Below are 14,664 nucleotides of genomic sequence, written 5' to 3' on the forward strand. Positions count from 1 at the left end.
ACCCTTATGCGGCAAGGGATGGCTGCGTCATACCCGTGCTGGACAGCCGCAAACTGCAGCGTCAGTTGTTAAAAAAGCCCGGCAGAACATTTTTCTGGCGGGCTTTTTTCATGCTGCCCGGATTTCAATCCCTGGGGAGGGGAGCCCCTGAACAAAGTTGCCTGTCCAGCGCTTTGAGAAATGTCTGATATTCGCCTCAAGGAGTTTTGCCTAGCCTGACCCCTATTCAGCGAGCGGGCCGCGGCATATTCAAGTGAGCAAGGAGGCGGATATGAATAGGCAGGATGTACAGGCCGGTGCAACGCCGGAGGCGGCAGGTTTCAATGCGGGAGTGGGGGCGGATGACGAAGTGCTTCAGGCTATCCGGGTCGGTTCCGCGGTGTCGTTGCTAGAGGTGCTTGGCAGGCTCATGGACCTTGCTGGCGACAATGAGCAAATCGCCCGACGGCTCATCGACGATGTAAGGACCTACCAGCTCAAAGACCTTGAGCTGTTGCGGGCGTACTGCGAACAAAACGATCGGCAAGCCATTGCCAGGCTGTGCCACAAGATGGCGGGTGCAGCTTGTGTGTTGAAGTACCAGCCGCTGATTTCCAGCTGCCAGCGGCTGAGGGAAGTCAGTATCGCAGGGGCCTGGCCGGTGCTGCTGGAAAGGGCGCAACTGGTCGAGCAGGCGTTGCTCAACCTCAAGGACATCTGTCTTGTAGCCATACAGAATGATGGGCCAATCAATCTGAGAGAACTGCCTCGTGAGCGCTGATTCCTCTGCTGCTCTAAGGGAGTCGTGCTCGATGTCCCGTCGCAAAACCGATAAGACGCCGATTCTGGAACGGACAGATGTCCATGCGCTGCTGGGGGTCGCAAGAGGCCTATATGATTCCTTTTTGCCTGGCTATTTCAATCAGGGCCAGAAGGTTGGTGGTGTTGAATTTCTTCAAGAGTCTTACTTTGTAAGTACTGACCGTTTTGTGACTGATAAGCAGGGTCGCTGCAATCTCCCTATTGTTAAGGCCCTGCGCCAGTAATCTTAAAGTGGTGATTTCCCTGTTGGTCAGCTGAGAGGCGACAATACTTTGCATCTGATTGGTGTGAATGCTTTCCTGCAACAGGAGCAGAGAGCTCTCAGGGAAATAGGTATGCCCTGATAACAACGCCTTTACTGCGTCTCCCACCTCATCCAGCGCTTCGTCCTTGCAGATGAAGCCTGCAGCGCCCCCATGCAAACAACGTACGGCAAAGTTTTTTGAATCGCTGGACGTCAATATCAGCGTTTTTACCAGGAAGTTATTTGCCTTGAAGTGAGTGAGTACGGATAGTCCGTCCAGTTGCGGTAGATCGAGGTCAAGTATCACCAGATCCGGTTTGTGTGTGCGAACAACTTGAATGGCGTCGACGCCATTGTCTGCCTCGGCGACGATATGGTGCCCGTTACGTTCAAGTATGACTTTCAATGCAACCCTGACCAGGGGGTGGTCGTCGACTATGACTATGGATCCCATAGTGTGCTCTCTCTATATTGGTTGTGCGTGTGGGTTTTATATTCTTACTCTCTATATTCAATTCTTCTCATTGAGGTTAGGCCTTTTTGTCGGCGCTCATTGCGCAGGCCAGCGGGTAGACTCCTTTCAATTTTTATTAAGTAGCTAGTTGGCCTGGTCCAGGCTACTGCGACGCGAGCACTTGGTAGAGTTCAGCTAACACGCAACGCGCTGAAGAAGTACACAGTCTTGTCTCATAAGTAAAGACGAAATCAATGGGCGATTTATTAAGATATTTCTGATGGGTGCTTCGGCCGTCTCTCAATTCAAATTCGAAGGTTGATCGGTAAGCTACGGCTTCCTTTGGGTGTTCTTCATGGGGCACCTAAAGGAGCTGCTATTGTTGTCGACCCATCGACTTAGACTTTGAATGAGAGAGGCTTGGGCAGCTATGGCTGGCGCGATTTGGTCATGGCTGAACCGGGAGGACGATCAAATAGATTGCACTTCTTTTGCCGATCAACGTGAACAAGGAAATCACATGAAACGCACATCTTTACTATCCCTGGCAACTTCCAGCTTGATGCTCGCCGCACTTGTTCCTTCGTTATCTCATGCCACTGATGGCGTGGTTAACTTCTCTGGCAGCATCTCTGACGTGACTTGCAATATCAACGGCCAGGCACCGGGTGAAAACAACATCACCAACGTGGAACTGGGGCGCATCTCTCCTTCGATCTTCAAGGCCATTGGCGATGCTTCTCCGTTCGAGAAGTTCGCGTTGGTGCTGTCCGGCGCGCAATGTGCCAATGGAACCAAGGTCGTCGTTGATTTTGACCAGGTGGGTAACGTCGACGTGGTGACCGGGAACCTCAAGCTGATCGGCGCTGCGCCTGCCACCGGCGTGCAGATCCAGGTGTTCAACGACGATGTCGCGGCTGGTACGAAAGTCCCACTCGGTCAGTCGGAAGCCACGCCACAGGTCGCTACCGTTGCAGCCAACACGGCAACCCTCAAGTTCAAGGCGAACTATGTTGCGACCGCCGCCACCGTTGGTGCGGGTTCGGGTAACTCCTTCGTTCGATACACCCTGTCGTATAAGTAAAGGCCAGCGCCCGAGGAGTGATTCATGACGCCGAAAGCGCGTATTTTTTCTTCTTTCGTTCTCGGCGTCATGTTCTTGGGCGTATGTTCTGGAATCGTACAGGCGTCGGTAGTCATCCAGGGCACTCGGCTGGTTTATCCGTCGGATGCTCGTGAAGTTACAATAAAAATGAGCAACACCGGTGCCTCTGCTGCATTGGCCCAAAGTTGGATTGATGATGGCGATTCAACTAAGGGGCCCGAGGAAATGAAAGTTCCATTTTTGGTGTCCCCGGCGGTGATTCGCCTGGATCCGGACAGTTCAGCTTCACTGCGTGTTTCCTTCACGGGTGAAAAACTTGCAGAAGATAGGGAATCCTTGTTCTGGCTCAATGTGCTGGAAACACCTCCGCGCAAGGAAGTCGATGAAAATGTCTTGCAATTTACCTTCAGAACCCGAATCAAAGTGTTCTTTCGACCCAAGAACTTGAAGTCGGATGTGGACTTGGTGGCGAACAAACTCGATTGGCAATTCAAACAGGCCAGTTATCCGGATGAAAAAGGCAACGCCGAGAATCGCCTGGGAGTTCAGGCAAGCAATCCGACGGCGTATTACGTGTCTTTCGGCAAGATCGAAGTTACTCTGGATGGGCGAAGGGTTACAGTTAAAGATGAAATGATTGCGCCATTCAGTAGTGGATTTTTCCCATTGCCTGAACGGGCTCCTCAGACTTATCGAAAAGCCTCTGTTCATTACGAGGTCATTAATGACTTCGGGGGGCGGCGCACACTTGAAAAACCGTTGTCCCTGTAACTTTTCTCACCCTGCAGTTTTTGTCATCTCCATGACCTGGCTGCATGCCGGTATCGAATATGTTGAACGTCCAGCGTAGTTATCTGGTTGTTTTTGCTTGTGCGTTAGTTTCGTACGGTTGGAGTCCAGGTCTGTTCTTTCTATGTCTTGTTTCTACGGCGGCTATTGTCATGGCGACTGAAACATGGGCTGAAACTTCCACTGCCGAGCCTGCGGGGCAGGGCGTGGTATTCGATTCGCAGATGTTGTTTCAGACTGAAGGTGCCCCCATCGATACCAGCCGCTTTGAGCGCCAGGGCTTTCTCATTCCAGGCAATTACCGTATCGACCTGTTGGTCAATGGTCAGTGGCGTGCCACGCAGAACATCGAGTTTCGCGACACCCATGGGCCGCAAGGGGGCCAGCCTTGTTATGAGCGCTCGTTGTTGGTCCGCGCCGGTATCGATCTGGACAAGGCGGCTTCGGCGCAACCTTCCGTCGAAAGCATGCCGGAGGGCACCTATTGCGCGGACCTGGCTCGCTACATTCCTGGCCTCACCACGAAGATCGATCTCAAGAAGCTGACGATCGATCTTTCGGTGCCGCAATATTTCCTGCAGAAAGGCCGGTCGAAAACCTATGTCGATCCGGCGAATTGGGATCGCGGCATTTCTGCAGGGCTGCTCAACTACAACACCAACCTGTTCAGTGCGCAGAATAACGGCCGAACCCAGACCAACGCTTACGCCGGTCTGAACATGGGGCTCAATATGGGGTCGGTGCGCTTGCGGCATAACGGCACCCTGACTTGGTCTCCGGAAGCGGGTAGCCGTTATCAGCGAGGCTCCATCTACGGCCAGACCGAATTGCCGGCATGGCGTTCACAGTTGCTGGTGGGCGAAAGCGTCACCGATGCCAATCTGTTCGACTCCGTATCCTTTCGCGGTGCCCAACTGACCAGCGATGACCGGATGCTGCCCGACAACGAGCGTTTTTACGCGCCCGTTGTCCGGGGGACGGCCAGCTCGAATGCCAAGGTGTCTATTTATCAACGTGGTTACCTGATATCGGAAACGTCCGTTGCGCCGGGACCCTTCGAAATCAGCGATCTTCAAGCCGCCAGCTTCGGCGGCGACTTGAACGTCACCGTGACCGAGGCCAACGGGAAGAGCAGCAGCTTCACCGTGCCATTCGCCACGACTGTTCAGTTACTGCGCCCTGGGAACTCCCGATATAGCTTCACCGCCGGCCAGGTCATCGATCCTGGGCTGCGCGGCAGTAACCAGTATGTGCTGCAAGGGACAGCCCAGCGCGGTCTGGATAACGACATTACCGGATACATCGGCAGCGCTGTCACGGGCAGTTATATGTCAGTACTGATGGGGAGCGCGCTCAATACCGATGTAGGGGGCTTTGCCTTCGATGTGACCCAGGCCAAAACCAACGTGCCAAGAAGGGGGCGTCTGAAGGGGACGAGCCTGCGTCTTTCCTATAGCAAGAACCTGCCCAACAGCGGTACCAACTTCTCGTTACTGGCTTATCGCTACTCGACCAGCGGCTATCTGGGACTGCATGACGCGGTCGCATTGCAGGACTTCGTCGAGCGCGGCGAACGGGTGGAAGCCTTCTCCCGAATGCGTGACCGGCTGGATGTGAATATCAGTCAGCAGTTGAAGGCCACTGGCGGGCATTTCTATGCCAGTGGTTCGGCGCTCAATTACTGGAATAGACAAGGCAAGGCCCTGAGCTTTTCCACGGGTTACAGCAATCAGTGGCGGGGCAACAGCTATTCCTTCGCCGTACAACGCACGTTGGGACAGAACCGGTATTCAGGGCGTCGGGCAGTCAGTAGCAATACGACCTTGAGCTTGACCCTTACGATCCCGCTGGGCCGTGAGACCCGGGGCGCAACGGTGCTCAATAACTTCGTCAGTCACGACCAGAGTACGGGAACTCATTTGACCAGCGGCGTTTCCGGGACAGTGGACGACGCGGGCAAAGCCTCCTATGCCGTGGCCGTTTCCCGTGATGCTAAGCAACGGGAAACCAGCCACAACGCCAGTCTCAATTATTCCTTGCCCCAGGTGGCCTTGAGTTCCAGTTTTTCCCAGGGCAGCGATTACCGTCAGGCATCCGTCGGCGCGTCCGGCGGCATGATCCTGCACCCCGGCGGCCTGACGTTCGCCCAGACCCTGAGCGAAACCATCGGTCTGGTCTACGCGCCGCATGCCCTGGGCGCAGGGGTCGGTTATAGCGGGGCGCGGGTGAACGGCAGTGGCTACGCCGTGGTGCCTAGCCTGACGCCTTTCCAGCTCAATACTGTGGATGTCGATCCGCAGGGCATGCCCGACGATGTCGAGCTGCAGGTGAGTTCGCGCAACACGGCACCGGTGGCGGGGGCCGTGGTGATGCTGGCGTACCCGACCCGCAAGGCGCGTTCTTTCCTGATCAACAGCCTGCAACCCAATGGCGCGCTCCTGCCGTTTGCCGCGATCGCCACCGACGCCGAGAGCGGGGTGGAAATGGGCGCGGTCGGCCAGGGCAGTCGCCTGGTGCTGCGCAGCGAAAAGGACCAGGGTTCGATCCGCGTCGAATGGGGTGACCAGCCTGGGCAGCAATGCCTGATCGACTACCGCCTGCCCGAGCGCGATGCAGCGTCTGCCAAGGCTGCCAAGGCTGCCGGGGCGAAGGGCTATGAGGTGTTCGACCTGCCATGCCGCCCGGTACCGCCCGACACTGCCGGGGCACCTGCTCAGGCGAGGAGCGACTGATGCAGCAGGCATGCGGCTTGTGCCGCCCCTCGGCCATGGCTCGGTGGATCTGTGGTGGCCTGATGTCGGCCTGGTTGCTGATGTCGCTGTGCGCCGACGCCCAGGCGGCGCTGGCCATTACCGGTACGCGCTTCATTTACCCGGACAATGCCTCGGCGTTGACGGTCAGGGTCGGCAACACCGGCGATGCGCCGATCCTCCTGCAAGCCTGGCTGGACCGGGGGGATACGCGCGCCGACCCGAGCCGTCTGACGGTGCCGTTCGTACTGTCGCCGCCCATTTCACGGTTGGACCCACAACAGCGCAGCGCCCTGGTGGTGCGTTACACCGGCGAACCCTTGCCCGGCGATCGCGAGTCGGTGTTCTGGATCAATTTCCTCGAAGTGCCACCGGTGACGACCACCGACAGCAATCTGCTGCGCCTGGCCTACCGCATGCGCATGAAGCTGCTGTACCGCCCTTCAGGCCTTGCCGGCAAGGCGGACGAGGCCATCGGGCAAGTGGTCTGGAGCCTCGACAAGGCCCCCGGAGCAGACGGGCAGATGGCGCTGCTGGCCACCAGCCGGGCGCCTTACTACGTGTCCATCCCGCAGCTGGAACTGGGCAGCGGAGCTCAATCGGTCAGTTGGCAGGGGATCACGCTCGAGCCTTTCGGCACGACACGTATCGCCCTGCCCGCAACAAAAAAGGCAGCCGTCGCCAGCGCGACGGTCGTTCGTTACCAGGTGGCGATAGACAGCGGGGAGACGCTGAGTGGAAGTGCGCGGTTACAACAGTAGTTTTGTCTCGGATCAGGTTGTAGCGGGTGGGTTGTCCCGGGGTTGCGATCGGGTGTCCGCAGGGCCACGAGCAGCGGGCATGCGCCTGCCGGGGTGTGGCGCCGGTTTTGCCCTGGCAGCCCTGCTGTCGCTGGCGTTGCCCAATGTCGCCCAGGCGGCGCAGGTGCCCACTGCCGTCAAGACGGTGCAGGTACCCAACGCCGGTCAGGCGATGCGTGATATCGAGTCGGTCCAGCCGGCTCAGCCAGCCCCTTCGGAGCTGGAGTTGGATCTGCCCAAGGCCGAGACACCTGCCGCACCGGCAGCCCCGGACACTTCCGGGATCCGGGTGCAGGTCGAGACGTTTGCCATCGAGGGCAACCAGGTTTTCAGCACCGAGCGTTTACAGGCGCTGCTGGCCGACCTACAGGGCCAGGAGCTGGACCTGGCCGGTCTGCGCGGGGCCGCGCAGCGTATTACCGACTACTACCAGAAGCAGGGTTATGTACTGGCCCGGGCTTTCCTGCCGCCCCAGGACATTGAAAACGGCCTGGTGCGGATCGCCGTGGTCGAGGGGCGTTACGGGCATATCGAAGTGCAGAACAGTTCGCGTGCCCTGGACCAGGTGGTGCGGACGCCGCTGTCGTCGCTGAACAGCGGCGAGGCGGTATACGACGCGGACCTGGAACGCAGCCTCCTGCTGTTGAGCTACCTGCCCGGGGTCCAGGCCCGAGGCACCTTGCGCCCTGGTCAGGAGTACGGAACCACCGACCTGGTGGTTGACACCGAGTCCGGGCCGTTGCTGGACGGTACCCTGGAGGCGGACAACTTCGGCGGTTATTACACCGGTGAATACCGCTTGGGTGGCAGCCTCAACCTCAACAACCCCTTGCGCCTCGGCGACCAGCTCAGCCTGCGCGCCATGCGCAGCGACGAGTCGCAGCGTTATTACCGCGCGGCCTACCAGTTGCCGGTCGGCCCCTGGTCGACCCGCATCGGGGGGGCGTATTCGGAAATGAGCTACCGCGTGGGCAGGGACTTTGAAGTCCTCGATTACCACGGCGTTGCCAGCTTTCGCAGCCTCTTCGTCGCCCAGCCGCTGGTGCGCAGCCGCACCTTCGACCTCACTGCGCAACTGCAATACGAAGACAAACGGCTGCGCGACGATATCGACTTTTACGAAGAGAGCAGCCGCAAACGGATCGACCTGTGGACCCTGAGCCTCAACGGCAACAGCCAGGACCGTTTTTTCCGGGGGGGCCAGAACTTCTTCGATCTGTCCTACGGCAGCGGCCGGTTGCGTTTCGGCGACCGCGCGGAAGAGGTCCGCGATGGCCGCACCGCGGGCACCTCGGGCGAGTTCGCCAAGCTCAATCTCAACGCCGCGCGCCTGCAACGCCTGAGCGATCGCTTCCAGTTCTATACCCGGTTGAGTGCGCAATGGGCCAACAGCAACCTGGACAGCTCGGAAAAGCTCGGCCTTGGCGGTCCCTACGGTGTGCGCGGCTATTCATTGGGCGCTGGCAGCGGCGATCAGGGCTGGCAGGCCAGCGCCGAACTGCGCTACGCCCTGGCCCCACGCTGGCAGCTCAGCGCCTTCGCCGACAACGGCACGGTCAAGGTCAACCGCCAACCCTGGACCTCCGAAAACAACACCCGCCGGATCACGGCGATCGGTATCGGCGCCAACTGGGTGGGGCCTTCGCAGCAAGTCAACCTGACGCTCGCCTGGCCGTTGCATGACAACGGCAAGACCCAGGAAAAACCGGAGCGCCGCCCCCGGGTCTGGATGAACGCGACGCAATATTTCTAGTACCTGCTCGTAGCAGGAGTGGTGTCGCTCTGCAAATGGTTTGCAGGGCGTTCTTTAGTGAAGAGGGCGTTACCGTGAACAAAATGTATGCACTGGTTTGGAACCAGGCCCTGGCATGCTGGAATGTGGCTCATGAGGGCGCGCGGCGCCGGCGCAAGTCGGGCGCGCGCAAGGGCATGGTCGTGGCGGCCGTCAGTCTGCTGGGAGTGGGGGCCATGTCGTCGGCATTCGCCCTGCCGACGGGAAATACCCATGTCTCCGGGGAAGCCAATATCCTGACCTTCAACGATGGCAAGGAAATGTCGATCAACCAGAAAAGTGACAAGCTGATCACCAACTGGAACGACTTCAGCGTCAAAAAGGGTGAGAAGGTCTCCTTCCACCAGCCCACTAAAAGCTCGGTTGCACTGAACCGCGTCGTCGGTATCAACGCCAGCGATATCCAGGGCCAGATCGATGCCAACGGCCAGGTGTTTCTGGTCAACCCCAATGGCGTCGTGTTCGGCCAGGGCGCCCAGGTCAACGTGGGTGGCCTGGTGGCTTCGACCCGGAACATTAGCGACGCCGACTTCAACGCTGGCAAATACAATTTCTCGGGCAACTCGACGGCGGAGATCATCAACTACGGCGACATCATTGCCGCCCAGGGCGGCAACGTGGCGCTGCTGGGGACCAACGTGCGCAACGATGGGGTGATCCAGGCGCAAATGGGCCGGATCGCGCTGGGCGCGGGGGAAAAGTTCACTGTGAACTTCGACGGCAACAACCTGCTCAACCTGCAAGTCGAGGGTGCCGCAGTGGATGCCCTGGTGAAAAACGGCGGCCTGATCAAGGCCGACGGCGGCCAAGTGCTGATGACCGCCAAGAGCGCGGGCACCATGTTGCAGACCGTGGTCAACAACCAGGGCACCATCGAGGCCAATACCCTGCGTGGCACGGCCGGCAAGATCACCCTCGATGGCGGTGATATGGGCAAGGTACTGGTGGGCGGGGCGATGACCGCCAGCGCCATCGGTACCCTGGGCAACGGCGGTGTGATCGAGACCAAAGGCGCGAACACCGAGGTGCAACTGGCGACTCGGGTCAATACCCTGGCCAGCAACGGCCAGACCGGCAGCTGGAAGATCACCTCGCGCGAGGTCAAGGTCAATCCGACAGCGGCATCGGGCAGCGACACGGCCTACGCCGATACCTTGTCGAACAACCTAGCGACCACCCATATCGAGCTGGCCAGCAGTGCTGGCGACGTGGTGGTGGGCGGCCCCATCACCTGGAACAGCGGCAATCAGCTGAAGTTGTCCTCCAAGGGCAACATTGAGGTCAATGGCGGGCTGGTCAGCAGCGGCGTCAAGGCCCGGGTCGAAATGAATGCCGATAAAAAGATCCAGCTCAACGGCAACGTGACCCTCACTGGCGCCAATAGCAGCCTCGGGCTGAACCATGGCAAAGACGATACCTATGCCCTGGGGCAGAACGCGAAGGTCACCCTGTCCGGTGCAGGGGCTTCGTTCGATTCGAACGGTGCACTCTACGATGTCATTCAAAACACCGCCCAGCTGCAGGCGGTCAATAACAACCTCAATGGCCTGTATGTCCTGGGGACCGACCTCAAGGGTTCCGGCGCCTTCAAGTCCATTGGCGGCAATAGCGTGTTCTCCGGCGTCTTCGATGGCCTGGGCAATACCATCAGCAGTTTTACCGTGACCAATACCGGGCCTATGGTTGGCCTGTTCGCCGACAACTCGGGCAGTATCAGTAACCTGAAACTGGCCAACATGACGGTGAATGGCACCACTTCTGGAACGGGTTTCAGCTATATCGGCGGCCTGGTGGGGCGGAACACCGGGACCCTGACCAACGTCAGCGCCACTGGCCTGCGGGTCAACGCCAACGCCTCGAACACCAACGTCGTGGGGGGGCTGGTCGGACTCAATGCGGGCGGTGCCATCGATCGCGCATCGGTGGCGGTCAACTCCAGTGTGAGCGGTAACAGCTATACCACATCGTTGGGGGGGCTGGTCGGTGAAAACGTTAAGGGTGAGGCAGGCACTGCGCGCATTACCAACAGTTTGACGAATGTCGTCATCGGCGGGTATCTGGCGCGCAACTCCTTAGGGGGGGCGGGCGGTCTGGTCGGAACCAACAGGGGCGGTTATATCGCGGACTCTTCCAGCAGCGGCTCAGTCGGTAACAACTCGTGCAGTTATGTGGGCACGAATATGGGCGGGCTGATCGGTTACAACCAGGACGGTACGGTCGAGCGCTCGAGTTCCTCGGCAGCGGTGCGGGGTAATAGCGCCAGCAATATTGGTGGCCTGATCGGGTTCAACGCCAACAGTGCGGTCAGGGAGTCCAGCTTCAGCGGTACGGTCAACGGTTACGGCAGTGCCTCGGCAGGCGGGCTGATCGGTTACAACCAGGACAGCACGCTGTACGAGGTCAAGACCAGCGGTACGGTCTACGACACCTCGGGCACCCATGTGGGTGGCCTGGTCGGCCGGAACTTGGGCGGCACAATAGACTCCGGCGAGGCCTTGGCCAATGTCACCGCGGGCGCCAACAGCAATACCGGCGGGCTGATCGGCAGCAACTACGGCGGTTCTGTCAGCCATTCCGTGGCCCGTGGCAAAGTCATAGCCGGTGCCAACAGCAATGTCGGCGGACTGATTGGCAACAACGACGGAAACCTGAGTTCGGTCGAAGCCAGTGGCGAAGTCCGGGCCGGTACCAACAGCTTCGTGGGTGGCCTGGTGGGCAGCAACGGTCGCAACCAGAGCTCCGTCATCGAAACCGCTACGGCCAGGGGCGCTGTCTATGGCGACCAGTACAGCACCATCGGTGGGCTGGTGGGGCAGAACCATGGCCAGATCTTCAACTCCCTGGCCAAGGGCATGGTGAGCGGCGGTTACTACACGAGGCTGGGGGGCCTGGTGGGGTTGAACATGGGCAAGGTTCGTCAATCGGGGGCCAGCGGCAAGATCAACGCCAATTACCGGAACTCCCAGACTTACGGTGGCCTGGTCGGCGTCAACTATGGCGAGATGAAATACAACTCGACATCGGGTGAGGCGTCCCAGGCGCCGCTTGCCGGCCTCAACGCTGGGGTCATCCAGTAACCCTCGGCACCACCCGCTGATACCCAGGTATCGCGGGGGGCTCGATACGCCATGCCGCGGCATGGCGTATCGATTTTATGGATTCATCCCCTCTTTCAGGATGAGCCGCGACGCGGATCGTCCACCTGAACGAAGTCCGGTCGATCAACGCGGCCGGGCTCAAGCAGCACATGGAGAATGGCCCCATGACCCACTTATTGGCATTCAGGCCCGGCTGCCACAGGCGCCGGCTTTACCATACCGTCCAGGCATTGGCCTGCCTGCTTCCGGGCATGATCGGTGCGACGGCACAGGCCGCCATGGTGGAAAGCCAGGCGATCGACTGCACGTTCAGTAACAGAGCTGGCCGGCCCTGGGTGGAAGTGACGCCATTGACCAGCACCACGCCGGTAGGCTCGGTCCTGTGGCAACGGCCGGTGGCGCTCATCACCAACTACAAGTATGGCGGCACTACCGGCAACAAGGCTCATGAGCTGGTATCTGCCGCGTACTGGACCGCGGGCACGCCATTGCCCGATGCCATTGCACCAACCAATATCAGCGGCATCGGTTTCAAGATTGCCGTGAATTCTTCGGACGGTGTGCTCAGGGAGATTTCCCAGACTCACAACCCCGTCGCGCTGGAAAAGAACCTGGTTCTGTTCGACCCCAGCGCTGGCCAGAATCAGAGCTCGGTGATGGTGACCAACTATCTGCAATCGCTGATCCTCACGGTGCCTCCCAGCCAGCTGCCCAGCGGCGAGCTGGTGATCGACCGTGTTGACGGTAGCTCGGGGCTGAGGCTGTATGCGCTCGACCTGCTCAAGGACGTCGCCAGCCTGGGGGGGCAAGTCGATATACCGAGCGACAACATACCCAGCGGCATCTGCCGCAAGTCCTACCCGTTGATGGGGCCCGCCATCATCAATATGGGGGGCGGGCCCGGGCCCAGTATTCCCAACAAGTGCGTGGTGGAGTCATACAAGACTATCCCGGTGAGGCTCGGGCGTTTCTCCCTGGCGGACTTTCCCAAGGTGGGCGCCACCTCGTCGCCGGTGCCATTTCGCATCGAGTTGAGCCAGTGCGCGTTGAATGCCAGGCCGCAGATCACCTTCACCGACAAAGTGCCCGGCCACACCGACCCGTCGGTGCTCAACCTGACGGCTTCGCCCAACAGCGCCAAGGGCTTCGGCATCATCATGATCAACGATCTGAATCAGCAGCGGGTCAAGTACGACGGCACCCTCTACGACATGCAACGGGTGGGCGACAGCGCGATCATCCCGCTGCGGGCCGGCTACATCCGCACCGGCAGCGATGCCGAGCTCAAGGTCGGTGATGCCGATGGCGCGGCGGAGTTCACCTTTACCTTCCCCTGAGTCATTCCGGCTTGAACTAAGGCCCTTCGATGGCGATAGACGCCGTTGCGGGGCCTTTCTACACTGGGCTCCGACCTGGGGATGGAGCACGCGGATGAATCGCAACGAACTGCGCAAGGCCGATATCAACCTGATGGTGGTGTTCGAAACCCTGATGCTCGAGCGCAATGTGACCCGGGCGGCGGAGAAGCTGTTTCTCGGCCAGCCGACCATCAGCTCGGCGCTCAATCGCCTGCGCGCGATCTTCAACGATCCGCTGTTCATTCGCGTGGGCCACCGGATGGAGCCGACCGCCCGCGCCGAGGAGCTGATCCAGCACCTTTCGCCGGCGCTGGATGCCTTGTCCTCGGCCTTGAGCCTGACCCACGACTTCGATCCCGCCAGCAGCACCATGACCTTTCGCATCGGCCTGTCCGACGACGTCGAGTTCGGCCTGTTGCCGCCGCTGTTGCGGACCTTGCGCCAGGAAGCGCCGAAGGTGGTGTTCGTGGTGCAGCACGCGGACTACTGGCGGATCCCGGACCTGCTGGCCGCCGGCGACATCACCGTGGGCATCAGCCAGACCCGTGGGCTGCCGGCCAACGCCAAGCGCAAGCTGCTGCGGCATATCCAGCCCAGCGTGCTGCGCGCCGATGCCAGCGATACGCCGCTGACCCTCGACGAATACTGCTCCCGCCCGCATGTGCTGGTGTCGCACACGGCCAATGTCAGCGGCTTCGCCGATGAGTGGCTGGCCGAGATCGGCCGGCAGCGCCAGGTGGTGTTGTCGGTGCCGCAATACAGTGCGCTGCCGGCGTTGCTGGCGGGGACCGACATGATCGCCAGCCTGCCGGACTACGCGGCGGCGGCCATGGCCGCGTCGGGGCAGTTGTTCCAGGAGCCGTTCCCGTTCAAGACCCCGACCCTGGACCTGTCCATGGTCTGGCTCAGCCATGTCGATACCGACCCGGCCGAGCGCTGGCTGCGCTCGCGGCTGGAGGCCTTCATGAGCGACCGCGACGTGGCGCCGCCCAAGGCCCATTGAGCGGCTTATCCCTTGGTAGAGGATTCAGGCAGGCGGTTGCGGGGCGTGTAGTATGGAGCACCTTTTTCCTCACCTTTCAGGGAGCTCTGCCATGCCTCATCTGCATATGGAATACACCGCCAACCTGCCGCAACTGGATGCCGACAAGGCTTTGCTGCGGTTCAACCACGCGTTGGTGGCGTCCGGGCAGTTCGCTGAATACGACATCAAGAGCCGCGCGCGCAAGGTCGAGACGTTTCGCGTCGGCACCGGCCTCGGCGAGCGGGGGTTCGTGCATGTGAAGCTGTCGTTGCTCAGCGGGCGTTCGCCGGAAATCAAGAAGCAGCTTTCGCAAAGCCTGCTGGCGGTGCTGCAGGAGCTGTGCGAATGGCCGGCCGGCGTCGAGTTGCAACTGGCGGTGGAGATCCTGGATATCGACCGTGAGTCCTACGGCAAGCTCAGCATCGGTCACTGAGCCGGAATGCGGCAGA

Annotated in this window: 11 protein-coding genes; 10 read left to right on the top strand and 1 reads right to left on the bottom strand. The window is 60.1% G+C overall.

Translation table 11 applies throughout. The annotated features are described in order from the left end of the window. The first annotated feature begins 271 nt into the window (after window positions 1-271). Window positions 272-760, top strand: a complete 489-nt coding sequence (locus tag J4D52_RS18655) for an Hpt domain-containing protein (RefSeq protein WP_102677383.1) — start codon at window positions 272-274, stop codon at window positions 758-760. A 109-nt stretch (window positions 761-869) separates the two neighbouring features. On the opposite strand, the gene J4D52_RS18660 is transcribed toward J4D52_RS18655, so the two are convergent. After that, entirely contained in the window at window positions 870-1,499 is a 630-nt protein-coding gene (locus tag J4D52_RS18660; protein ID WP_063428853.1) for a response regulator transcription factor, read from the bottom strand. A 520-nt stretch (window positions 1,500-2,019) separates the two neighbouring features. Here J4D52_RS18660 and J4D52_RS18665 point away from each other — a divergent pair. The 9 genes from J4D52_RS18665 (at window position 2,020) to J4D52_RS18705 (ending at window position 14,648) form a co-directional block, all read left to right on the top strand. Next, entirely contained in the window at window positions 2,020-2,583 is a 564-nt protein-coding gene (locus tag J4D52_RS18665) for a fimbrial protein (RefSeq protein WP_025805031.1), read from the top strand. 24 nt (window positions 2,584-2,607) lie between these two features. Then, complete coding sequence (locus J4D52_RS18670; protein ID WP_102677382.1) at window positions 2,608-3,375, top strand: molecular chaperone; 768 nt, start codon at window positions 2,608-2,610, stop codon at window positions 3,373-3,375. Between the two features lie 170 nt (window positions 3,376-3,545). Continuing rightward, window positions 3,546-6,125 carry a fimbria/pilus outer membrane usher protein gene (locus tag J4D52_RS18675; protein ID WP_102677381.1) on the top strand — a complete coding sequence of 860 codons (2,580 nt, stop codon included), beginning with the start codon at window positions 3,546-3,548 and terminating at the stop codon, window positions 6,123-6,125. Then, window positions 6,125-6,904, top strand: a complete 780-nt coding sequence (locus tag J4D52_RS18680) for a molecular chaperone (protein WP_025805035.1) — start codon at window positions 6,125-6,127, stop codon at window positions 6,902-6,904. Before J4D52_RS18675 ends, J4D52_RS18680 begins: the two co-directional genes overlap by 1 nt. Window positions 6,905-6,983: 79 nt before the next feature. Next, window positions 6,984-8,696, top strand: a complete 1,713-nt coding sequence (locus J4D52_RS18685; protein WP_102677380.1) for a ShlB/FhaC/HecB family hemolysin secretion/activation protein — start codon at window positions 6,984-6,986, stop codon at window positions 8,694-8,696. Between the two features lie 74 nt (window positions 8,697-8,770). Then, window positions 8,771-11,812, top strand: a complete 3,042-nt coding sequence (locus J4D52_RS18690; protein WP_102677379.1) for a GLUG motif-containing protein — start codon at window positions 8,771-8,773, stop codon at window positions 11,810-11,812. Between the two features lie 185 nt (window positions 11,813-11,997). Further along, on the top strand, window positions 11,998-13,170 hold the full coding sequence (locus tag J4D52_RS18695) for a fimbrial protein (RefSeq protein ID WP_063428862.1): 1,173 nt from the start codon (window positions 11,998-12,000) through the stop codon (window positions 13,168-13,170). A 94-nt stretch (window positions 13,171-13,264) separates the two neighbouring features. Continuing rightward, on the top strand, window positions 13,265-14,194 hold the full coding sequence (locus tag J4D52_RS18700) for a LysR substrate-binding domain-containing protein (protein ID WP_025805040.1): 930 nt from the start codon (window positions 13,265-13,267) through the stop codon (window positions 14,192-14,194). 91 nt (window positions 14,195-14,285) lie between these two features. Further along, entirely contained in the window at window positions 14,286-14,648 is a 363-nt protein-coding gene (locus tag J4D52_RS18705; protein WP_025805041.1) for a 5-carboxymethyl-2-hydroxymuconate Delta-isomerase, read from the top strand. The last annotated feature ends 16 nt before the right edge of the window (window positions 14,649-14,664 follow it).

It is taken from the genome of Pseudomonas sp. GW460-12-10-14-TSB1 (genome assembly GCF_017349775.1).
GTDB classification, from domain to species: Bacteria; Pseudomonadota; Gammaproteobacteria; order Pseudomonadales; family Pseudomonadaceae; genus Aquipseudomonas; species Aquipseudomonas piscium.